Source organism: Streptomyces sp. NBC_00400 (assembly GCF_036048035.1).
Taxonomy (GTDB): Bacteria; Actinomycetota; Actinomycetes; order Streptomycetales; family Streptomycetaceae; genus Streptomyces.
Genome location: NZ_CP107940.1, coordinates 7275441 through 7295722, shown reverse-complemented (window position 1 = coordinate 7295722; position 20282 = coordinate 7275441). Strand labels below are relative to the sequence as shown.

Annotated in this window: 19 protein-coding genes; 3 read left to right on the top strand and 16 right to left on the bottom strand. The window is 72.1% G+C overall.

Going from position 1 to position 20282, the window contains the following annotated elements; genetic code table 11:
• Positions 1-81: 81 nt before the first annotated feature.
• The 8 genes from OHS81_RS32070 to OHS81_RS32035 form a co-directional block, all read right to left on the bottom strand.
• The gene (locus OHS81_RS32070) at positions 82-582 is read right to left on the bottom strand and encodes a hypothetical protein (RefSeq protein WP_328389050.1); all 501 of its coding nucleotides are present in this window, start codon (positions 580-582) and stop codon (positions 82-84) included.
• 97 nt (positions 583-679) lie between these two features.
• Positions 680-1075 (bottom strand): ACT domain-containing protein, encoded by a 396-nt coding sequence (locus OHS81_RS32065; protein WP_328389048.1) that lies wholly within the window; start codon positions 1073-1075, stop codon positions 680-682.
• Positions 1076-1084: 9 nt separating this feature from the next.
• A complete protein-coding gene (locus tag OHS81_RS32060) occupies positions 1085-1693 on the bottom strand; it encodes a CGNR zinc finger domain-containing protein (RefSeq protein WP_328389046.1) in 609 nt (202 codons plus the stop codon).
• Between the two features lie 151 nt (positions 1694-1844).
• The gene (locus OHS81_RS32055) at positions 1845-2084 is read right to left on the bottom strand and encodes a DUF397 domain-containing protein (protein WP_311623862.1); all 240 of its coding nucleotides are present in this window, start codon (positions 2082-2084) and stop codon (positions 1845-1847) included.
• 138 nt (positions 2085-2222) lie between these two features.
• Entirely contained in the window at positions 2223-3389 is a 1167-nt protein-coding gene (locus OHS81_RS32050; protein WP_328389042.1) for a thiolase domain-containing protein, read from the bottom strand.
• Positions 3386-4471, bottom strand: coding sequence for a thiolase domain-containing protein (locus tag OHS81_RS32045; RefSeq protein WP_328389040.1), 1086 nt, complete (start codon positions 4469-4471; stop codon positions 3386-3388). Before OHS81_RS32045 ends, OHS81_RS32050 begins: the two co-directional genes overlap by 4 nt.
• On the bottom strand, positions 4471-5454 hold the full coding sequence (locus tag OHS81_RS32040) for a Zn-ribbon domain-containing OB-fold protein (RefSeq protein ID WP_328389038.1): 984 nt from the start codon (positions 5452-5454) through the stop codon (positions 4471-4473). Before OHS81_RS32040 ends, OHS81_RS32045 begins: the two co-directional genes overlap by 1 nt.
• A gap of 15 nt (positions 5455-5469) precedes the next feature.
• On the bottom strand, positions 5470-6270 hold the full coding sequence (locus OHS81_RS32035) for a crotonase/enoyl-CoA hydratase family protein (RefSeq protein WP_328389036.1): 801 nt from the start codon (positions 6268-6270) through the stop codon (positions 5470-5472).
• A 165-nt stretch (positions 6271-6435) separates the two neighbouring features.
• Between OHS81_RS32035 and OHS81_RS32030 the strand changes: the two genes are divergently transcribed.
• Entirely contained in the window at positions 6436-8064 is a 1629-nt protein-coding gene (locus OHS81_RS32030) for an acyl-CoA synthetase (RefSeq protein WP_328389034.1), read from the top strand.
• Between the two features lie 52 nt (positions 8065-8116).
• Here OHS81_RS32030 and OHS81_RS32025 read toward each other — a convergent pair whose 3' ends face one another.
• Both OHS81_RS32025 and OHS81_RS32020 read right to left on the bottom strand, forming a co-directional pair.
• Positions 8117-8794, bottom strand: a complete 678-nt coding sequence (locus OHS81_RS32025; RefSeq protein ID WP_328389032.1) for a chorismate mutase — start codon at positions 8792-8794, stop codon at positions 8117-8119.
• A 144-nt stretch (positions 8795-8938) separates the two neighbouring features.
• Positions 8939-9631 carry an alpha/beta fold hydrolase gene (locus tag OHS81_RS32020; protein ID WP_328389030.1) on the bottom strand — a complete coding sequence of 231 codons (693 nt, stop codon included), beginning with the start codon at positions 9629-9631 and terminating at the stop codon, positions 8939-8941.
• A gap of 121 nt (positions 9632-9752) precedes the next feature.
• On the opposite strand from OHS81_RS32020, the gene paaK reads away from it, so the two are divergent.
• Positions 9753-11081, top strand: a complete 1329-nt coding sequence (paaK, locus tag OHS81_RS32015) for a phenylacetate--CoA ligase PaaK (protein WP_328391563.1) — start codon at positions 9753-9755, stop codon at positions 11079-11081.
• On the opposite strand, the gene OHS81_RS32010 is transcribed toward paaK, so the two are convergent.
• From OHS81_RS32010 to OHS81_RS31985, 6 genes are all read right to left on the bottom strand, one after another.
• The gene (locus OHS81_RS32010; RefSeq protein WP_328389028.1) at positions 11029-11475 is read right to left on the bottom strand and encodes an alpha/beta hydrolase; all 447 of its coding nucleotides are present in this window, start codon (positions 11473-11475) and stop codon (positions 11029-11031) included. The two genes, paaK and OHS81_RS32010, sit on opposite strands and share 53 nt — an antisense overlap.
• A gap of 172 nt (positions 11476-11647) precedes the next feature.
• Entirely contained in the window at positions 11648-12448 is an 801-nt protein-coding gene (locus OHS81_RS32005; RefSeq protein WP_328389027.1) for a VOC family protein, read from the bottom strand.
• Between the two features lie 111 nt (positions 12449-12559).
• Positions 12560-14185, bottom strand: coding sequence for a fatty acyl-CoA synthetase (locus tag OHS81_RS32000; protein ID WP_328389025.1), 1626 nt, complete (start codon positions 14183-14185; stop codon positions 12560-12562).
• 77 nt (positions 14186-14262) lie between these two features.
• A complete protein-coding gene (locus OHS81_RS31995; protein WP_328389023.1) occupies positions 14263-15822 on the bottom strand; it encodes an acyl-CoA synthetase in 1560 nt (519 codons plus the stop codon).
• A 19-nt stretch (positions 15823-15841) separates the two neighbouring features.
• The gene (locus OHS81_RS31990) at positions 15842-16945 is read right to left on the bottom strand and encodes an NAD(P)H-dependent flavin oxidoreductase (RefSeq protein WP_328389021.1); all 1104 of its coding nucleotides are present in this window, start codon (positions 16943-16945) and stop codon (positions 15842-15844) included.
• A 124-nt stretch (positions 16946-17069) separates the two neighbouring features.
• Positions 17070-18641 (bottom strand): phytoene desaturase family protein, encoded by a 1572-nt coding sequence (locus OHS81_RS31985; protein ID WP_328389019.1) that lies wholly within the window; start codon positions 18639-18641, stop codon positions 17070-17072.
• Positions 18642-18820: 179 nt separating this feature from the next.
• Here OHS81_RS31985 and OHS81_RS31980 point away from each other — a divergent pair, with 179 nt between their 5' ends.
• Positions 18821-20128 carry a glycoside hydrolase family 27 protein gene (locus tag OHS81_RS31980; protein WP_328389017.1) on the top strand — a complete coding sequence of 436 codons (1308 nt, stop codon included), beginning with the start codon at positions 18821-18823 and terminating at the stop codon, positions 20126-20128.
• The last annotated feature ends 154 nt before the right edge of the window (positions 20129-20282 follow it).

Genomic DNA, 20282 nt, shown 5'->3' with positions numbered 1-20282 from the left:
CGGGTGAGCGCATACGCGCCCGGTGGACGGGTCTGCCGTCCACCGGGCGCGACGGTGTCCGCTCCGGTGCCGTGCCGGGGCTCAGCCCTGCTGGAAGAGCTCCGCCGGCAGCGGCTTGAGCAGCGCGTAGAGATCGTCGGTGATCGGCCGGTCCCAGCTGGCGATGGTGACCAGTACGCCGTCGCTGCGGTCGAACTGGGCGCAGGAGATCCGGCTCTCGGAGCACTTGATGCGCTTGACGATCAGCAGGTTGTCCTCGTGCATGACGGGGGTGTCCTCGCTCTCGACGACCGTCACCGGTTCGTCGTTGCCGAGCGCGGCGAGCAGCTGGGCCACCTCGAAGGGCACCTGATCGTCGTCGAGCTCGCGGGCCGGGGACCCCTCCGGCAGATTGCCGATGATCATCGCGGGACCGCGGCCGCCGAACAGGTCGTAGCGGAGGAAGACGCCCTGGCAGCTCCCGTCGGGCGCGGGCAGCAGCCCGGCTCCGAGATTGCCCGGCCAGTCCCCGGGGTCCATGGCGAGGACGTCGAAGTCAGGCCCGGCGGGCGTGGCTGCGCTGCGGCGGCGGAGGAAGGACATGCCGCCATCGTACGTGGCCCGGCCGGGCACGCGGCGCGGACGTCGGCCTGCGGGGCGCCCCGCGTACGGAGCCGCCGCCTCCTCTTGCCGGCGGTCGTTATGCCTGGTCGGCCAGTGCGCGCAGCCGGCGCAGCGCCTCGTCGGTCGCGGCATGCGGCACGAAGAGGTGATCGTGGTGGAAACCGGCGACGACATTGCAGCTGAGGCCGGCCTGGGCGAGTGCGGTGGCCACGGCGGCGGTCAGTCCGACGGCGTCCAGGGCGGAGTGCACCCGCAGGGTGATCCAGCCGGCGACATACTCGTACGACAGGCCCGCACGGTCGGCCTCCTCCTGGTGGACGACGAGGGTGCGGCCCTCGGGTTCGGTGACGGTGACCACCGGCGTCAGCCCGCCGGGGACCGCGCCGGGCACGCTCACAAAGACGAAGCGGCCCTCGTTCCGCTCGGGACGCATCCCGCTCAGCAGGGCCCGGAGATCACGTTCACCGGTCATGCCACCACCCTACGGGGCCCCGTCCTGTCCTTCCCTGCGCCGCTCGTGGTGGCGGGCGACCCGGGCGCGGTTGCCGCAGGAGGGGGTGCACCACTCCTGGCGGGCGTGGTCCTTGACGAAGTAGCGCACACAGCGCGGGGCGGGGCAGGCCCGCAGCTGCAGCCGGTCGGGGCCGGCCAGGAAGGCGAGGGCGGCACGGGCCAGCGCGGCGACGATCCGGTCGGCGGGCGGCGGGGATCCGGCCGGGTGGTGCCGGACCGCGGGCGGTGCGCCGGGCTCCCAGCTGAGCCGGGGGGCCGTGGGGACCAGGGCCGCGGCCGCATTGAGCCGGCGCAGCGCCTCCTCCTCCGGGAGCAGCCGGTGGGCATCGGCGGAGCTGGGCGGTCCCGGCCGGACGGCGCGGGCGAACAGCGACCGGACCGCGGCCCGCAGCTCCCGCACGGCGGTGTGCAGCGCCTCGTCGGGGGTGGCCGGGTCGGCCGCGCAGTCCAGCAGCGCGGCCCGCTCGTGGACCCAGACCGCGAGCCCTTCCGGACCGGCCAGGTCGTCGGTGACGCCGCCGTGCCCGTCATGCCGGAGGGTGACGGCGAGTTCGAGTGCGAGCCGTGTGGCGGTCATGGCGCTAACGGTAACTTCACGGTCAACCATTAACTACCTAGAGGGTGGTATGGCCGACGTACGCCAATTACCCCGCGATCTTCCGGTGTTCGCAGGCAGCCACGCCCCCGTCCCGGGTCCGCCGCACCTCCCGTGTGCAGGCTGACAGGCCCTAGGTCAGATCGAATTCGCCCTCGCGGGCGTCGAGGACGAAGGCCCGCCACTCGGCGGGGGTGAAGATCAACGCCGGGATCTCCGGGCTGTGGCGGTTTCGCATGGCGATATAGCCCTCGACGAAGGCGATCTGGACGCCGCCCACGCCCTGGGTGCTCGACTGCCACTCGGCCTGCGTCAGGTCGAGATCGGGCCTCGGCCCGCCCACGAGCCGCTGCTCGGTGATGCTGTCGGTCACGTGTCCCGCTCCTCCCGGATCGTCGTCCGCGGTCAGCCTAACCACTGTGTCCGGGGACGGACAGGGGACGTGGCGAGGCGGTGGAGTGGTGGGTCCGGGAGGGGCGCGCCCGTGTTGCGCGCCCGCCCCCGTCGGGTGTCAGGTGGCCGGCGCGTCGGCACCCACCAGCCACATCGAGAAGAACTGGGAGCCGCCGCCGTACGCATGCCCCAACGCCCGTTGTGCGCCGTCGACTTGGTGGGCGCCGGCCTGTCCGCGCACCTGGAGGGCGGCCTCCGCGAAGCGGATCATGCCGGAGGCGCCGATGGGGTTCGTGGACAGCACCCCGCCGGACGGGTTGACGGGGAGATCGCCGTCCAGCTCGGTGACGCCCGACTCGGTGAGCTTCCAGCCCTCCCCCTCCTCGGCGAAGCCCAGGTTCTCCAGCCACATCGGCTCGTACCAGCTGAAGGGGACGTACATCTCCACCGCGTCGATCTGCCGGCGCGGGTCGGTGATTCCGGCCTGCCGGTAGACATCGGCGGCGCAGTCCTTGCCGGCCTGCGGGGAGACGAAGTCCTTGCCGGCGAAGAGGGTGGGTTCGCTGCGCATGGCCCCGCCGTGCACCCAGGCCGCCGGGTGCGGTGCGCGGGCGGCTCCGGTGCGGCCGGTGAGGATCATCGCGCAGGCGCCGTCGGAGGACGGGCAGGTCTCGGAGTAGCGGATCGGGTCCCAGAGCATCGGCGAGGACCGGACCTTTTCCAGGGTGATGTCGTGTTCATGGAGGTGGGCGTAGGGGTTCTTGAGGGCGTTGCGGCGGTCCTTGTAGGCGACGAGGGAGCCGACGGTGTCCGGGGCGCCGGTGCGCCGCATATAGGCGCGGACGTGCGGGGCGAAGAAGCCGCCGGCGCCGGCCAGCAGGGGCTGCTGGAAGGGGACGGGCAGGGACAGGCCCCACATGGCGTTGGACTCGGACTGCTTCTCGAAGGCGACGGTGAGGACGGTGCGGTGGACCCGGGCGGCCACGAGGTTCGCGGCGACCAGGGCGGTGGAGCCGCCGACCGAGCCGGCGGTGTGCACCCGCAGCATCGGTTTGCCGACGGCGCCCAGGGCATCGGCGAGGTACAGCTCGGGCATCATCACCCCCTCGAAGAAGTCGGGGGCTTTGCCGATCACCACGGCGTCGATGTCCGCCCAGGCCAACTGGGCGTCGTCCAGGGCGCGTCGGGCCGCCTCACGGACGAGTCCGGCGAGCGAGACGTCGCGGCGCGCGGCGACGTGTGTGGTCTGTCCGATGCCGACGACGGCCACGGGCTCCTTGCTCATCGCTCACCTTCCAGGACGGCGACCAGGTTGTGCTGCAGGCACGGACCCGAGGTGGCGTGGGCGAGGGCGCGGTCGGAGGCGCCCCGCTGGATGCGGGCGGCGGCCTCGCCGAGGCGGATCAGGCCCGCGGCCATGACGGGGTTGGCGGCGAGCGCGCCGCCGGACGGGTTGATGCACACCGTGCTGTCCGGCGCGTCGAGTTTCAGGGCGCGGCGCAGCACGACTTCCTGGGAGGTGAAGGGGGCGTGCAGCTCGGCGGTGTCCACCATGGGGGCACCTCCCATGCCCTTGAGGCCATGGGGGAGCTCGAAGGCGCCGGCGCGCTCGGCGGCGAGCCGGGTGGACGGTGAGTCGGTGAGGTCGCGGACGCCCAGGCTGTGTGCCTCGATGCGGTGGTCGAGGCCGCGGATCCAGGCGGGGCGGTCGGCCAGCCGGCGGGCGGTGTCGCCGGCGGCGAGGACGACGGCGGCCGCGCCGTCACCGATGGGCGGGCAGTCGCCGGTGCGCAGAGGGGCGACGAGCGGTTCGCCCATGGGCACCTCGCCGCGCAGCTGGGCGTGCGGGTTGGACCCGGCGGCGGTGCGGCGGCGGGCGGCGATACCGGCCAGTTCCCGCTCGTCGGTCAGCTCCGCGTCGATCAGGGCCTGCGCCTGGAGGGCGGCGAGCGCGACGGAGTCGGGCCACAGCGGGGCGACGTAGTACGGGTCGAGCTGGCGGGTGAGGACTTCGCGGACGTCGCCGGGCGAGGACTTGCCGTAGGCGTAGACGAGTGCGGTCTCCGCCTCGCCGGTGAGGATCTTCACCCAGGCCTCGTACAGCGCCCAGGCGCCGTCCATTTCGACATGGGATTCGGAGATCGGCGGCCAGGCGCCGACGCCGTCCAGGGCCATGGTGAAGGAGAAGGCCCGGCCGGCGAGGTAGTCGGACGAGCCGGAGCAGGTGAAGTCGATGTCCCGGGCCGCCAGGCCGGTTTGCGCCAGCACGTCGTGGAGGACCGGCATCAGCATCTCGACCTCGGAGGTCTCCGCACTGTCGCGGACGTGATCGCTCTGCCCGAAGGCGACGATGGCGACGTCGCGCATCAGATCAGCTCCTTGTAGCTGTCGTAGTCGGCATCGGGTTCGCCGGTGGGGCGGTAGTGGTCGGGAAAGCGGCTGTCCCCGGCCCAGACGGGTTCGACGCGCAGCCCCATGCGGACCCGGTCGTACGGGATGCCGCCGATCCGGGCGTGCAGGGCCAGGTCGGCGCCGTCCAGGGCGATATGGGCGTAGACGTAGGGGACCTCGATGTCGAGGTTCTTGGCCTTGATGTTGACGATGCAGAAGGTGGTGACGGTGCCGCGGGGTCCGGCCTCGACCTGGGTGTCGGTGGCGACGCCGCAGGTGGGGCAGGCACCGCGGGGCGGGACGTAGACCTTGCGGCAGGAGGGGCAGCGCTCGCCCACGATCCGGTGGTCCGAGAGCGCCTGGAGGTAGCGGGACTGGGCACGGCCGGGCGCGTAGGTGTAGTCGAGCCGGGCGGGGGTGGTGATTCCGGTGACGGGATCTGCGAACTCCCCGTTGTGCGCCGCCGGCCGGCCGGCCCCTTCGGCGCTGTCGTCCGGTGCCGGCCGGCTCTCCGCGGTGGCGCCGTCGTCCGGCTCGAAGCAGGCGATGTCGGTGATCGCGCCGGTGCGCTCCGCGGCCCAGCGGACCCGGACCCGCATACCGGTGCGTACGGCGTCGGGGCCGGGCGCGTCCAGGGCGTGCAGCAGGGCGGTGTCGGCGCCGTCGAGCCGGACCAGGACCCAGGCGAAGGGGGTGGTGAGGGGCTGGCCGCGGCGGGGGGACGGGTTCCAGGCCCAGGTGGTGACGGTGCCGCTGGTGCCGACCTCCACCAGGTCGCGGATCTCCTCTGCGGTGACCGGGTCGTACTCGGTGGGCGGGACGACCACCCGGCCGTCGCTCGCCGTGACGCCGAGGACGGTGCGCTCGCGCAGCCCGGTGAGGAAGGCGCTCTGGACAGGGCCGAGGGAGCGGGTGAAGGGGAATTCCACGACGAGGGGCGCCGTGAGGACGTCTGGCATGCGGGGCTCCTTGGGTCAGGCGCGCCGGTAGACGGGCGGGCGCTTCTCGGCGAAGGCCCGGGAGCCCTCTTTGGCGTCGGCGGTGTCGAAGACCGGCCAGCCGCGGGCGAGTTCGGCCTTCAGACCGTCGGTCTCACTCATCTCGGCGGTTTCGTAGACGGAGGCCTTGACGGCTTCGACGGCGAGCGGTCCGCAGCCGTTGACCAGTTCCGCGATCTCCAGGGCCTTGTCCAGCGCGGTCCCCTCGGGCACGACATGGCCGATCAGCCCGATGCGTTCGGCCTCGCGCGCAGGGTAGGGCCGGCCGGTGAGCAGCATTTCCAGGGCGTGGGTGCGGGGGATCTGGCGGGCGAGGCGGACGGTGGAGCCGCCGATCGGGAACAGTCCGCGCCGGACCTCGTAGAGCCCGAAGGTGGCGCTCTCCCCGGCGACGCGGATGTCGGTGCCCTGCAGGATCTCCGTCCCGCCCGCGACGCAGTGCCCCTCGACGGCGGCGATCACGGGTTTGCGGGGGCGGTGGTGCCGCAGCATCGCCTTCCAGTGCAGATCGGGGTCGGCGCGCAGCCGGTCGCGGTACTGCTCGCCGGCCATGCCGTCGCCCGCGAGGGCCTTGAGGTCCATGCCGGCGCAGAAAGTGCCGCCGGCGCCGGTGAGGACGACGGAGCGGATCGTGTCGTCCTCGTCGGCGGAGATCCAGCCGTCGTACAGGCCCACCAGCATCGGCAGCGAGAGCGCGTTCTTCGCCTCCGGCCGGTTGAGGGTGAGCACCAGTGTCGCGCCGACGCGCTCCACCGACAGATGTTCCGTACCACCCATGTTCCGTCCTCCCGTCTCACGACGGAGAACAGGTTGCAGGAGCGGCACACCGACTTCAAGACCTTTCTGACAGGTAGTCAGATTTCTTCGCCGCGGCCCTTCCCTGCTCCTTCCGGCGGCGCTCTAATGACCGCCAAGCCGACGCCCGCCCGGTCTGGAGGAGACGTGGAGTACAACCTTGCCGACCTCTTCGAGTCGATCGCCGACACGGTCCCGGACCGCGAGGCGCTGGTGTACGTCGACCATCCGGGGACCGGCAGCGAACGGCGGCTGACCTACGCCGAACTGGACCGCGCCGCCAACCGCCTGGCCCACCACCTCGCCGACCGCGGTGTCCGCCCCGGTCAGCACGTCGGACTGCACCTCTACAACGGCATCGAATACCTCCAGGCCGTCTACGCCTGCCTGAAGATCCGCGCCGTCCCGGTGAACGTCAACTACCGCTACGTCGAGGAGGAGCTGGTCTATCTCTACCGGGACGCCGACCTGGTGGCGCTGGTCTTCGACGCGGAGTTCACCGCGCGGGTGGCCGCCACCCTCCCCCAGGCACCCGGGCTGCGGCACCTCGTACGGGTCGGCACCCCGCCCGCCGGCGCCCCCGAACCGCCGGTCGCCCCCGTCGCGCTCGCGGACGCCGAGGCCGCCGCCTCCCCCGCGCGCGGCTTCGGGCCGCGCTCCGCCGACGACCAGATCGTGATCTACACCGGCGGCACCACCGGTATGCCCAAGGGCGTGATGTGGCGCCACGAGGACCTGTTCTTCGCCGGAATGGGCGGCGGGGCACCGACCGGAGAGCCGGTGACGCGGCCGCAGGAGCTGGCCGAGCGGGTCGCGGCCGGCGGTGACGGCATCGTCTTCTTCCCCGCTCCCCCGCTGATGCACGGCACCTCCACCCTCACCGCGTTCATCGCCTTCCACTTCGGCCAGAAGGTCGTCGTCCACCGCAAATACGTGCCCGAGGAAGTGCTGCGGACCGTCGAGCGGGAGCGGGTCACCAGCGTGTCGCTGGTCGGCGATGCGATGCTGCGTCCGCTCGTCGATGCGCTCGCCGGGCCGCTCAAGGGCACCGACTGCTCCTCGCTGTTCAGCGTCAGCAGCTCCGGCGCGATCCTCTCCGAGACCGTACGCGCCCAGTTCGCCGCGCTGCTCCCGCACGTCATGCTGCTCAACAACTTCGGCTCGTCCGAGTCCGGGTTCAACGGCACCGCCACCGACGACTCGGGCCCCGGCAAGGGCTTCCGGCTGCACGTCAACTCCCGTACGGCGGTGGTGGACCTGGCGACCCATGAGCCGGTGCCGGCCGGTGAGGTCGGCCGTATCGCGCTGCGCGGGCATGTCCCGCTGGGCTACTACAACGACCCGAAGAAGACCGCCGAGACCTTCTTCGAGGCGCACGGCGACCGATGGGTGCTGCTGGGCGATATGGCGACCGTGGACGAGGCGGGCATCGTCACCGTTCTCGGCCGGGGCTCGCAGTGCATCAACTCCGGCGGCGAGAAGGTCTATCCGGAGGAGGTCGAGCAGGCGCTGAAGGCGCATCCGGACGTCTATGACGCCCTGGTGGCGGGCGTACCGGACGAACGGTGGGGCAGCCGCGTCGCGGCCGTGGTGCAACTGCGTGCCGGCGCGGCGCCGTTGGGTCTGGAAGGGCTGCAGCGCCACTGCCGGACCCGGCTGGCGGGGTACAAGATCCCGCGCGCCGCCGTCTTCACCGACCACATCCAGCGTTCGCCCAGCGGCAAGGCGGACTACCGCTGGGCGCGGGCGGTGGCGGCGGGCGGGGGGACGGGGTGAGTCGGGTGATGTGGCGGGCGGGCTGACGGGCGGGGCGCCGAGCCCTGGCCGGTCAGGCTCCGGTGCAGACCGAGCGCAGCGAGCGGGCCAGGGCCGCCGTGTGCAGCGCGTCCAGGCGCCGCTGCTGGTGTACCCGCACGGCGGCCGCGGTCAGCAGCGGAGCGCAGTACGGCGCCGAACGGGCGCGCGGGGAGCCGGCCAGGGCCTGTACCAGCGCGCCATTGATGCGGTTGATCTCCTTGCGGACCTCCTGGAGGTCGGGCCGCCCGGTGGGTGCCTGCGCCGGGTTCGCGTCCCACCGGCGGTACAGCCCGCGCTGCACGACCTTGTTGGCCTCGATCTGATCCCGGAAGACCCGCACCGTGGCGGCCGGGTCGGCACCCAGCCGCCGGGCCTGGTCCGCCACCGTGTCCAGCACCTCCTGCTCACGGGCCGGATCGTCGATCGGACTGCCGGTGCCCCATTTCGCCGCGGCCACCAGATCGCCGGTGGCCAGCCGCTCGGCGGACAGCTCGGCGAGCGGCCGGAGTTGGCCGTAGGGAGAGTGCGCGGTGTCGGCGGACGGTGCGGGTGTGGCAGACGGTGCGGCAGCGGCAGACGGTGCGGCTGCGGTTGCGGCTGCGGCAGGCCGTACGGCCGGTGCCGCTGCGGCTGCGCCGGTTCCGGTGAGCAGGAGGGCCGCGGCCGCGCCGAGGGCCAGGGTGCTCCGTAGCGAGGTGGTCAGGTGCACGGTCGGCGGCCTTTCTCGAACCCCGGGAATCCCCGGGGAGGTCAACGAACGGACGGCATGGGGCCGGGGCCCGGAGAAACCGGGCCGGCGGGGCCCCGGGCCGCGCAGCCCCGCGGCAGGCTACGGCTACGGCTACGGCTACGGCTACGGCGCCAGGAACGAGGTGACCGCGGCGAGGAATTCTCCGGGGCGCTCCTCGTGGACGAGATGGCCGGCGCCCTCCACCGTCACCAGGCGGGCGTCGGGGATCCGCTCGACCAGGCCGGCGAGGTGGTCCTGCGGGATATGGCTGGACTCGCCGCCGCCGATGACCAGGGTCGGTGCGGTGACCTTCGCCGGCGCGTCCCACCACGCGGGGTCGGGCGCATTGCGCTCCGCGACCACCGCGGCCTTGGCGTGCCAGTCGAACGGCTGCGGGCCGGCCGGTTGCTCCGGCACCTCCTGCGGCGGCACGGCGGGCAGCGGCAATGGCACTTCCTCCAGGACCAGCCGGTCCACCAGCTCGGGCCGGTCCGCGGCCAGCAGCAGTGCGGCCACCGCACCCAGCGAATGCCCGATCAGGGCCACCCGCTCCAGCCCGAGCGCCTCCAGGAAGCCGATCGCGTCGTCCCGCCACCGTTCGAAGCCGTACGCACCGGGCCAGTCGCTGAGGCCGTGGCCCCGCTGGTCGGGGGCGTAGACACGGTGGGTGCCGGCGAGCCGTCCGACCACACCGCGCCAGTCCTCGCCGTCCTCCCCGAGGCAGTGCAGCAGCACGGCTGGGGGCGCGTCCTCCTCCCCCCATACCCGGTATGCCAGCTGGACCTCACCGACCTGCACTTTCCGGACGTCACTCATGCGCTGGAAGCTACCCGGGAGGTGTCGGCGCCACGCCCCTTGACGTGTTCGCCGCGCGCTGATTACTTGGATCAGCAGATGGCTACCGAATGATCGGTAGGGAAACGAGGCGGTGGACTCCATGCCGGAAGCGGCTACGGGCAGTGAGACGTTCGACGAGGCGGAGCGGCTTTCGGCGGACGCCCTGCACTGCCTGCAACTGACCCGGCTGCGCGCCTCGTTGCAGCATGCCTATGACCACGTCCCGTTCTACCGGGAGTCCTTCGACCGGGCCGGGGTGCATCCGCGGGACTGCCGCTCACTCGGTGATCTCGCCCGCTTCCCGTTCACCGTCAAGGATGATCTGCGCGCCCAGTACCCCTTCGGGATGTTCGCCGTCCCGAAGGAGAAGGTGCGCCGTATTCACGCCTCCAGCGGCACCACGGGCCGCCCGACGGTCGTCGGCTACACCGAGCGCGATCTGACGCAGTGGGCGGACGTCGTGGCCCGCTCCCTCCACGCGGCAGGCGGGCGACCCGGGCACACCGTCCATATCGCTTACGGGTACGGGCTGTTCACCGGCGGTCTGGGCGCCCACTACGGCGCGGAGCGGCTCGGCTGCACGGTCGTACCGGCGTCCGGTGGGATGACCAGCCGCCAGGTGCAGATCATCCAGGACCTCCGGCCCGAGATCATCATGGTCACGCCGTCCTACATGCTCACGCTGCTGGACGAGTTCGAGCGGCAGGGCATCGATCCCCGTACGACCTCGCTCCAGGTGGGCGTCTTCGGTGCCGAGCCCTGGACGCAGGAGATGCGCCGCGAGATCGAGGAACGGTTCGCGATCGACGCCGTGGACATCTACGGCCTGTCGGAGGTGATGGGCCCCGGTGTCGCCCAGGAGTGTGTGGAGACCAAGGACGGGCTCCACATCTGGGAGGACCACTTCTACCCGGAGGTGGTCGATCCGATCACCGGTGAGGTGCTGCCGGACGGTGCGCACGGCGAGCTGGTCTTCACCTCGCTCACCAAGGAGGCGATGCCGGTCATCCGCTATCGCACCCGTGATCTGACCCGGCTGCTTCCCGGTACCGCGCGCGCCGCCTTCCGGCGGATGGAGAAGATCACCGGACGCAGCGACGACATGATCATTCTGCGTGGGGTCAATCTCTTCCCCGCGCAGGTCGAGGAGATCGTCCTGCGGACGCCCGGGGTCGCCCCGCACTTCCAGCTGAGGCTGACCCGGGAGGGGCGGATGGACCATCTGACCGTGCGCGCCGAGGCCCGGCCGGACGCGGCCCCCGAGGCGCGCACCGCCGCCGCCGCGCTGATCGCACGGGGCGTCAAGGACGGGATCGGGGTGTCGGTCGCGGTCGAGATCGTCGACCCGGAGACCCTGGAGCGCTCGGTCGGCAAGATCAAACGCATCGTGGACGCCCGGCCGCGTGACAAGGCTGCAGGGACTCCCTAGTACGGGGTGTCTCTCTGGGGGTGCTGCTGATGAGGGCCAGGCCCGTGAGATGTGCCGCGAGTTCCGGGACGGACAGCAGGAACATGCCTCCGGTGGAGTGGCCGACCATCACCACGTCGTCCAGCGCCTGCGCGGCCTCCGTCAGGGCTCCCGGCCAGTGGGCGTAAGGATCGGCCGGAATCGCGGGAAGGCCACGGTTGGAGCCGTCGCCGGGCAGATCGACCAGCCAGGCGGACCCGGGGACCCGGGCCGCCGCCACCAGGCCGTGCAGGGACTCGCAACCCAGCCCCGGTCCGCCGGGCACGAAGAGCCAGTTCCCGCGCCCGCCGCCGGAGGAGACCCGGCGCAGCCTGACTCCGGAAGCCGTCCACCACTCCTGCCGCGCTGCCTCCACCGTGTCCGCTCGCTCTCCGTCATGCGGTATGCCCGGGCTCTTCGCCCTACATCATGCGTTCCGCCGCCCCGGGGACGATAGGCACTGCCGGCCGTTGCGGGCGCGGCATTTTCGGCCTCCGCGTCCGCGAGGCAACGGCCGGGCCGCGGGTCGGCTCAGCCCAGGGGCCGGCTCACCCCAACGTCGGGTCCCCCTTGATGAGGGCGAACGGGGCCCCTGCCGGGTCCTTGACCATGGCCAGCCGGCCGACACCCGGGGCGTCGGTGGGCGGGATCAGGACCGTGGCGCCGCGGTCGGTGGCCGCGGCGAAGGTGGCGTCGCAGTCGGTCACGCCGAAGTACGGGTGCCACTCCGAGCTCGAACCGGCCTGCAGATGCTCCTTCTGCAGCTGCATGATGCCGCCGTGCCCGGTGTCGTCGTCCTTGCCGCCGCCCGGCGCGGAGACGACGGAGTAGACGATGTCACCGCCCATCGGCATGTCCTGGTGGCTCCAGGAGAAGACCGAGCGGTAGAAGTCCTTCGCGGCGGCCGCGTCCGTGGTGTAGAGCTCCGTCCAGCACAGGGAGTTCGGTTCCATGACGGTGTCCAGGCCCTGGACGTCGCCCGGCTGCCATACGGCGAATTCGGCGCCCGTCGGATCGGTGAACGCCGCCAGCCGGCCCGCGGTGAAGACGTCCATCGGGGGGACGCGCACCACGCCGCCGGCCTGCTCCACCGACTTGAGCGTGGCGTCCGCGTCGGGGGTCTGGAAGTACACCGTCCAGGCGGACTGCGCACCCTCGTCCATCAGCGGGCCGATGGCTCCCACCGTCCTGCCGTCGAGCTGGAAGAAGCCGTAGCCGCCGGCGTCCGGGCCGGCCGACTGGAAGGTCCAGCCGAACACGGCGCCGTAGAAGGCGACGGCGTCGTCGATATCGGGGGCACCGAGGTCGAGCCAATTGGGTGTGCCCGGGACGTAGTGGGTCGTCAGCATGGGTGGTCCTCCGTCGCACGGATGGTGGCGTGCTCGGCTGTTGCCCGCCGTTTCTCAGGATGGCAGGGGGCACTGACAACCGCCCTTCCGCGTGCCCGGCCGTTCCCCGGCTCAGGACGCGTCGAACCGTGCCCGCAGCTCCCGCTTGAGGACCTTGCCACTGGCGTTGCGCGGCAGTGCGTCCACGAACATCACCCGTTTGGGCGCCTTGAAGGGCGCAAGGCGGGCGCGGGCCGCCGCGATCAGCTCCTGCTCCCCGACGCCGGCGCCGCCCGGCTCTCCCCCGGCACCGCCCGTACCGGCTGTACCGCCCGTGCCTTCCGGCCCGTCCGAACGCAGCACCACCACCGCGGTCACCGCCTCGATCCAGCGCTCGTCCGGCAGCCCGATGACCGCGACCTCGGCCACCTGCGGATGCTCGTGGAGCACATCCTCGACCTGGCGTGAGGCGACCAGTACGCCACCGGAGTTGATGACGTCCTTGACCCGGTCGACCACGGTGAAATAGCCCTCCGTGTCACGCACGGCGAGGTCGCCGGAGTGGAACCAGCCGTCCCGGAACGCCTCCGCGGTCTCCTCCGGCTTGTCCCAGTAGCCGGTGCACAGTTGCGGGGAGCGGTAGACGACCTCGCCCCGGGTGCCGTCCGGCACCTCCCGGCCCTCCTCGTCCACCACCCGTGCCTCGACGAACAGCACCGGGCGCCCGCAGGAGTCCATCCGGCCCTCGTGTTCACCGGGGCCGAGCACGGTGGCCAGCGGCCCGATCTCGCTCTGCCCGAAGCAGTTGTAGAAGGCGAGCCCGGGCAGCCGGGCGCGGAGCCGTTCCAGTACCGGCACCGGCATGATCGAGGCACCGTAGTAGGCCTTGCGCAGCCCGCTCAGCTCCCGGGCGGCGAAGTCGGGGTGGTTCGACAGCGCAATCCACACGGTCGGCGGCGCGAACAGGCTGTCGGCCAGGCCCCTTTCCACCAGGTCGAAGATCCGTCCCGGGTCGGGCCCGTCCAGGATGGTGTTCTCCGCACCTACCGCCAGATAGGGCAGCAGGAAGACGTGCATCTGCGCGGAGTGGTAGAGCGGGAGCGAGTGCAGCGGCCGGTCCGTCTCCTTCAGGTCGAGGGCGACGACGGCGCTGGTGTACTCGTGCACCAGGGCACGGTGCGTCATCATCGCGCCCTTGGGCAGGGCGGTGGTCCCCGAGGTGTAGAGCAGCTGGACCAGATCCTCGTCGGACACCTCGGCCCCCGGCCCGTCGGCGTCCGCCCCCGGCCCGTCGGCGTCCGCCCCCGGCCCGTCGGCGTCCGCGTCCGGCCCGTCGCGGGACGCAAGCCGCTCCAGCAGGCCGTCGGGTGTCCCGTACAGCGCCATGGTGCGTACCGCATCCGGCAGCCGGGGCGCGAGCGCGGCGTCGGTGAGCACCAGCGCGCTGCCCGACTGTTCCAGGACGTAGCGCAGATCCTCACCGGTGAGGCCGTGGTTGACCGGCACATGCACCAGCCCGGCGCGGGCACAGGCCAGAAACCCGATCAGGTACGCATCCGAGTTGTGCCCGTAGGAGGCGACCCGGTCGCCGGGCCGCAGGCCGTCCGCCCGCAGCACCCGTGCCGCGCCGGTCACCGCGTCGTCCAGCTCGCGATAGGTCCAGGCCCGGTCCGCGTACCGCACCGCAGTTCGTCCGGGCACCCGACGGGCGCTGCGCCGCAGGACTCCGTCGACCGTATTGCTCCGCGCTTGCGTCATGGCGCGATCCTCGACCGCCCCTCACCACCGGTCAAGCCACCCGACCGGAGACCGGAGCCCTGGCCGGAAGCCACCGGCTACACGGAGCGCTCCCGCCCCTCCCAGTACGGGTCGCGCAGCCGGCGCTTGTAGAGCTTGCCGTTGGGGTCGCGTGGCATGGTGGTGAGGAAGCCGACCGACTTGGGGCGCTTGTAGCCTGCCAGTTGCCGTGCGCAGTGGGCCATGATCTCCACGGCCAGTTCGGGCCCCGGCACCTGGCCCTCGGCGGGTTCCACGACGGCCTTGACCTCCTCGCCCCAGTCGTCGTGCGGGATGCCGAAGGCGGCCGCGTCGGCGACCGCGGGGTGGCCGAGCAGGACGGATTCGATCTCGGCGGGGTAGATGTTCACCCCGCCCGAGATGATCATGTCGATCTTGCGGTCGCGGAGGAAGAGGAATCCGTCCGCGTCCAGGTACCCGAGGTCGCCGACGGTGAAGAAGTCGCCGATCCGGTTCTTCTTCGTCTTCCCCTCGTCCTTGTGGTACTGGAAGCCGCCGGTGCTCATCTTCATGTAGACGGTGCCGAGTTCGCCCGGGGGCAGCCGGTTTCCGTCGTCGTCGAAGACGGCCAGCTCGCTGATCGGCCAGGCCTTGCCGACCGTACCGGGCTTCTTGAGCCAGTCCTCGGCGGTCGCGAATGCGCCGCCGCCCTCGCTGGCCGCGTAGTACTCCTCGACGCACTCCCCCCACCAGTCGATCATGGCGCGTTTGACGTGGTCGGGGCAGGGCGCGGCCCCGTGGAGGGCGTGCCGCATCGAGCTCACGTCGTATGCCGCGCGGGTCTCCTCCGGCAGCGCGAGCAGCCGGTGGAACTGGGTGGGCACCATATGGGTGTGGGTGCAGCGGTGCGCCTCGATCAGGGCCAGCATGTCCTGCGGCGTCCACTTGTCCATCAGGACGAGGCGGTGGCCGATGTGCAGCGAGGCGCCGGCGAACTGCAGGACGGCGGTGTGGTAGAGCGGGGAGCAGACCAGATGGACGTGGTCGTCGAACGGTGTGATGCCGAAGATGGCGAGGAATCCGCCGAGGTGGGCGGCCTCGGGCTCGGTGCCGGGCAGCGGGCGGCGGATGCCGCGCGGGCGTCCGGTGGTGCCCGAGGTGTAGTTCATGACCCAGCCCAGCGTGCGGTCGCCGGGCGCGGACTCCGGCTGCCCGTCGAGGAGTTGGGCGTAGGGCCGGAAGCCGCCGGCCGCACCGACGGCGTAGCGGTGGGACGCGGGCAGCTTCGCCTCGTCCGCCGCCTGCCGGGCCGCCTCGGCGAACCGCTCGTGGGCGATCAGCACCTTCGCGCCGGAGTCGGCGACGATCCAGGCGATCTCCGGTCCGACCAGGTGGTGGTTGACGGGGACGAGGTAGAAACCGGCCTGGGACGCGGCGAGGTAGGCGGTGAAGAACTCGACGCCGTTGGGGAGGACCACGGCGAAGGCGTCGCCGCGCCGCAGTCCTGCCGCACGCAGCCCGTGGACGAGTTGGTTGCTCGCGGCGTGCAGCCGTCCGGCGGTCCACTCCTCGCCGTCGGGGGCGATCAGGACCGTACGGTCCGGGTCGGCGGTGGCCTGCGCCCAGAAGCCGTTGGGCGGTGGGGAGTCGTGGGTCATTCCGCTGTCCTCCTCGGGATCAGGCACGTCCGGCGATGCGGTTGATGCGGTCGATGGCCCGCTCGAAGCCGCGGGTGAGGTCGTCGAAGACGGCCTGCACACTGCGTTCGCTGTTCATCCGGCCGACGATCTGGCCGACCGGGGTGCCGAGCAGCGGCTCGACCTCGTAGCGCTGGATACGGGAATGGGCCTCGGCGACCAGCAGCCCCTGCAGCGGCATCGGGAGGGGGCCGGGGCCGCTCGGCTCGTCCCAGGCATCGGTCCATTCGGTGCGCAACTGGCGGGCGGGTTTGCCGGTCAGGGCGCGGGAGCGGACGGTGTCGCCCGGGCCGGCGGCGAGCAGTTTCGCGGTCAGCCGCCGGGAGTGCAGATCCGCCTCCTCGCAGGTCAGCCAGAGCGAGCCCAGCCAGACGCCCTGGGCACCGAGGGCGAGCCCGGCGGCGATCTGCTCACCGGTACCGATACCGCCCGCGGCGAGCACCGGCAGCGGGTCGACGGCCGCCACCACCTCCGGGGTGAGCACCATGGTGGCGATCTCGCCGGTGTGGCCGCCCGCCTCGTACCCCTGGGCGACGACGATGTCGATACCGGCGGCCTTGTGGTGCCGGGCGTGGCGCGGGCTGCCGGCCAGCGCGGCGACGAGGATGCCGTGGTCGTGGGCGCGCCGGACGATGTCGGGCGGGGGTGAGCCGAGGGCGTTGGCCAGCAGCTTGACCGGATAGCCGAAGGCCACGTCGAGCTGGGTGCGGGCGACCTGTTCCATCCACCCGGTGATCCGCCAGCCGGACGCCTCGCCCTCGGCGAGCTGCGGCACCTGGTGTTTGTCGAGGAGTGCGGTGACGAAGCGGCGGTGCTCCTCCGGGATCATCGCCTCGACCTCGGCCTCGGTGACGCCTTCCACCTTCTTGGCGGGCATCACCACATCGAGCCCGTACGGCAGCCCCTCGGTGTGCTCCTGCATCCAGTCCAGGTCGCGGGCCAGCTCGTCCGGGGCGGTGTAGCGGACCGCGCCGAGCACCCCGAACCCGCCGGCCCGGGTGATCGCCGCGGCGACCGCCGGGAAGGGCGTGAACCCGAAGACGGCGTGCTCGACTCCCAGCGTGTTGCTCAGCTCCGTCTGCATGGGCGAAGGATGCCGCAGCGGGCCGTACGAGGGAAGAGAGTTTCTGATGCAGCGTCAGAAACCTGCTACGGAGGTGGCGGGCCACCGGCGGGTGCCGCCCGTAGCCCGCCCGGCGCCCGCCCCGTCACCCCTCCTCCAGCACCGCCATCGCCGCATTGTGTCCCGGAATACCGCTCACGCCCCCGCCGCGTACCGCGCCCGCCCCGCACAGGAGGACGTTGGGGTGAGTGGTCGCCACGCCCCAGCGGGCCGGGGCGGACCGGGCGTCGCCGAGAGCTTCGTCCGAGGGATCCGCGTAGGGAAAGGCCAGGTCGCGGTGGAAGATATTGCCGCCCGGCAGGCCGAGTTCACGGTCCAGGTCGAGGGGCGACCGGGCCTCGATGCAGGGGCGGCCGTCGGCGTCGCGGGCCAGGCAGTCGGCGAGCGGTTCGGCGAGGTGGCGGTCCAGTTCGGCGAGGGTGGCCGCGAGGAGGCGGTCGCGGGTGGTGTCGTTGTCGGCGGTGAAGAGGCTCGCCGGGGCGTGCAGGCCGAACAGGGTGAGGGTCTGGTAGCCCTGCCGGACCAGGTCGGCGCCGAGGATCGAGGGGTCGGTGAGGGAGTGGCAGTAGATCTCGGAGGGCGGGGAGGCGGGCAGGGTGCCGGACGCGGCCTGTTGGTAGGCGCTCTCCAGCTGGCGGTAGCCCTCGGCGATGTGGAAGGTGCCGGAGAAGGCCTCCCGTGGGTCCACCCCGGTGTCCCGTAGCCGTGGCAGCCGGGTGAGCAGCATGTTGACCTTGAGCTGGGCGCCCTCGGCGGGTGGCGGCGGGGCCTCGCCCAGCAGGCGGGCCAGCTCGCGCGGGGCGGCGTTGACGAGGACCCGGCGGGCGCCGATGGTGCCCTGCTCACAGGTCACTTCCGCACTGCGGCCGTCCGTCGCGACACCGGTCACCGCGCAGTCGGTGACGATCTCCGCGCCGGCCCGCCGGGCAGCGTCGGCCAGTGCGTCGGTGAGGGCGCCCATCCCGCCGATGGGGACGTCCCAGTCGCCGGTACCGCCGCCGATGACGTGGTAGAGGAAACAGCGGTTCTGACGCAGCGACGGGTCGTGGGCGGTGGCGAAGGTGCCGATGAGGGCGTCGGTGAGGACCACACCGCGGACCAGGTCGTCGGTGAAGGTCTCCTCGACCACCTCGCCCAGGGGGCGTTCGAACAGGGCGTGCCAGGTGGCGTCGTCGTCCACCACGGCGCGGAGCTCGGCGCGGGTGGGAAGCGGCTCGGTCAGGGTGGGGAAGACGCGTTCGGCGAGCCGCGCCGTGGTGCCGTAGAAGTGCTGCCAGGCAGCGAACTCACGCTCCGATCCGGTGAGTTCGGCGAAGGCGGTACGGGTCCGGGCCTCACCGCCGCCGACCAGGAGACCGGTGGGCCGGCCGTCGCGCACGGTGGGGGTGTAGGAGGAGACGGTGCGTTTGCGGACCGCGAAGCGCAGACCGAGGTCCCGCACGATCTTCGGCGGCAACAGGCTGACGAGGTAGGAGTAACGGGACAGCCGGGCGTCGACCCCGGCGAACGCCCGGGTCGACACGGCGGCACCACCGGTGTGGTCCAGCCGCTCCAGCACCAGCACGCTGCGCCCGGCGCGTGCGAGATAGGCGGCGGCCACCAGTCCGTTGTGCCCGCCGCCGACGATGACCGCGTCATACGAAGTCCGTTCCGGCATGCCCCTTGGTAGCACGCGGTGATCGCGGTCGCCAGGTGCAGGCGGCTGAAACCTTCGCCCGGGGCGGTGCGGCTTCTTGACCGGGCAGGGGGCTGCTCCTAGCGTCCGGCCGTGCTCCGCCCCGGTACCACCCCCGCCGCGCTCCCGTCAGACCGTCCCGCCCACCCGTGAGGTGACCCGTGTCCCACTCGCCGGTACCCCGCATCGGCCGCACCTTCGCCGGACTGACCGCCGTCGCCGCCTGTTCGGCCGGGCTGCTCGCGGCCCCCGCTCCCGCCTCCGCAGCCCCCGGTCCGGCCCGTACCTCCGACGCCCGGCGCCTCGCGGAGAGGTATCCGAACCTGGCGCCGAGACCCCCGATGGGCTGGAACGACTGGTCGTACTACATGTGCGACATCAACGAGAAGGTGATCCTCGACAATGCGCGGGCGCTGGTCCGTTCGGGGCTGGCCCGGCGCGGCTACCGCACCGTCACCGTCGACGACTGCTGGATGAGCAGGCAGCGCGGCCCCGAGGGCGAACTGACGGCGGACCGGACGAAGTTCCCGCACGGCATGGCCTACCTCGGGCGGAAGCTGCACGAGCTCGGACTGAAGTTCGGGATCTATGAGGACGTCGGCACCCTGACCTGTGAGAAATATCCGGGCAGTCTCGGCCATTTCCGGGAAGATGCGGAGCTGTTCGCCCGCTGGAAGGTCGACTACGTCAAGGCGGACGGCTGCAATGTGCCCGTCGCTCCGGGGCACAGCAAGGAGGAGACCTACCGGGACCTGTACGGCCAGATGAGCCGTGCGCTGCGGGCCACCGGCCGCCCGATCACCTTCTCGGTGTCGGCGCCGGCCTACTTCCAGTACGACGGTGACAGCGTCTGGCACCGGGTCATCGGCTGGTCGGCCGCGCTCGGCAATCTGTGGCGGGGCGGGCGGGACATTGCGCTGCAGAAGCACGCACCGGCCGTGAAGTGGTCCTCCATCCTCTACAACTTCCGCTACAACGCGCGGCTGGCCGGCCTCCAGCGTCCCGGCCGCTGGAACGACCCGGACTTCCTGCTGGCCGGTGACACGGGCGTGACGCAGCAGGAGATGCAGAGCCAGATGTCGCTGTGGGCGATGATGGCCGCCCCCCTGATCTCCAGCACGGACCTCGCCCATCTGTCCCCGGCGGCACGCAAGGTGCTCGGGAACAAGAAGGTCATCGCCGTCGACCAGGACGCGCTCGGCGTCCAGGGGACCGTCGTGCAGGAGGACGACGGCTCGGCGGTGCTGGCCAAGCCGCTGAAGAACGGTGACTGGGCGGTCGCCCTGTTCAACTCGGGCGACGCACCCCGCACGCTGTCGGTCACGGCCGAAACGGCCGGACTGCCGGAGGCGGGCTCCTATCAGCTGCACGATCTGGTCAGCGGCCGCCGTGCGCACAGCAATGGCACGATCGTGGGACGCGAGGTGCCGCCCCACAGCACGGTGCTCTACCGGGTCACTCCGGACTGATCTGCCCCGGTCTCCGAGGGCCGCCCCGGTCGCCGCGGGCCGACCCGGGCACCTCGGGTTATCGGGTCACCGCGGGCCGCCCCGGTCACTGCGAGCCGGGGTGGCCCGGACACCACCGTGCCCCGGCGCATCATCCCCATGGGCCCGCAGCCAT

Coding starts and splice junctions, on each gene's coding strand:
- OHS81_RS32065 (WP_328389048.1), bottom strand. CDS start 1,075: ATGACCGGTGAACGTGATCTCCGGGCCCTGCTGAGCGGGATGCGTCCC.
- OHS81_RS32060 (WP_328389046.1), bottom strand. CDS start 1,693: ATGACCGCCACACGGCTCGCACTCGAACTCGCCGTCACCCTCCGGCAT.
- OHS81_RS31985 (WP_328389019.1), bottom strand. CDS start 18,641: ATGCCGGAACGGACTTCGTATGACGCGGTCATCGTCGGCGGCGGGCAC.
- OHS81_RS32005 (WP_328389027.1), bottom strand. CDS start 12,448: ATGCTGACGACCCACTACGTCCCGGGCACACCCAATTGGCTCGACCTC.
- OHS81_RS32020 (WP_328389030.1), bottom strand. CDS start 9,631: ATGAGTGACGTCCGGAAAGTGCAGGTCGGTGAGGTCCAGCTGGCATAC.
- OHS81_RS32045 (WP_328389040.1), bottom strand. CDS start 4,471: ATGCGCGACGTCGCCATCGTCGCCTTCGGGCAGAGCGATCACGTCCGC.
- OHS81_RS32035 (WP_328389036.1), bottom strand. CDS start 6,270: ATGGGTGGTACGGAACATCTGTCGGTGGAGCGCGTCGGCGCGACACTG.
- OHS81_RS31995 (WP_328389023.1), bottom strand. CDS start 15,822: ATGACCCACGACTCCCCACCGCCCAACGGCTTCTGGGCGCAGGCCACC.
- OHS81_RS32000 (WP_328389025.1), bottom strand. CDS start 14,185: ATGACGCAAGCGCGGAGCAATACGGTCGACGGAGTCCTGCGGCGCAGC.
- OHS81_RS32040 (WP_328389038.1), bottom strand. CDS start 5,454: ATGCCAGACGTCCTCACGGCGCCCCTCGTCGTGGAATTCCCCTTCACC.
- OHS81_RS31990 (WP_328389021.1), bottom strand. CDS start 16,945: ATGCAGACGGAGCTGAGCAACACGCTGGGAGTCGAGCACGCCGTCTTC.
- OHS81_RS32050 (WP_328389042.1), bottom strand. CDS start 3,389: ATGAGCAAGGAGCCCGTGGCCGTCGTCGGCATCGGACAGACCACACAC.
- paaK (WP_328391563.1), top strand. CDS start 9,753: ATGCCGGAAGCGGCTACGGGCAGTGAGACGTTCGACGAGGCGGAGCGG.
- OHS81_RS32070 (WP_328389050.1), bottom strand. CDS start 582: ATGTCCTTCCTCCGCCGCCGCAGCGCAGCCACGCCCGCCGGGCCTGAC.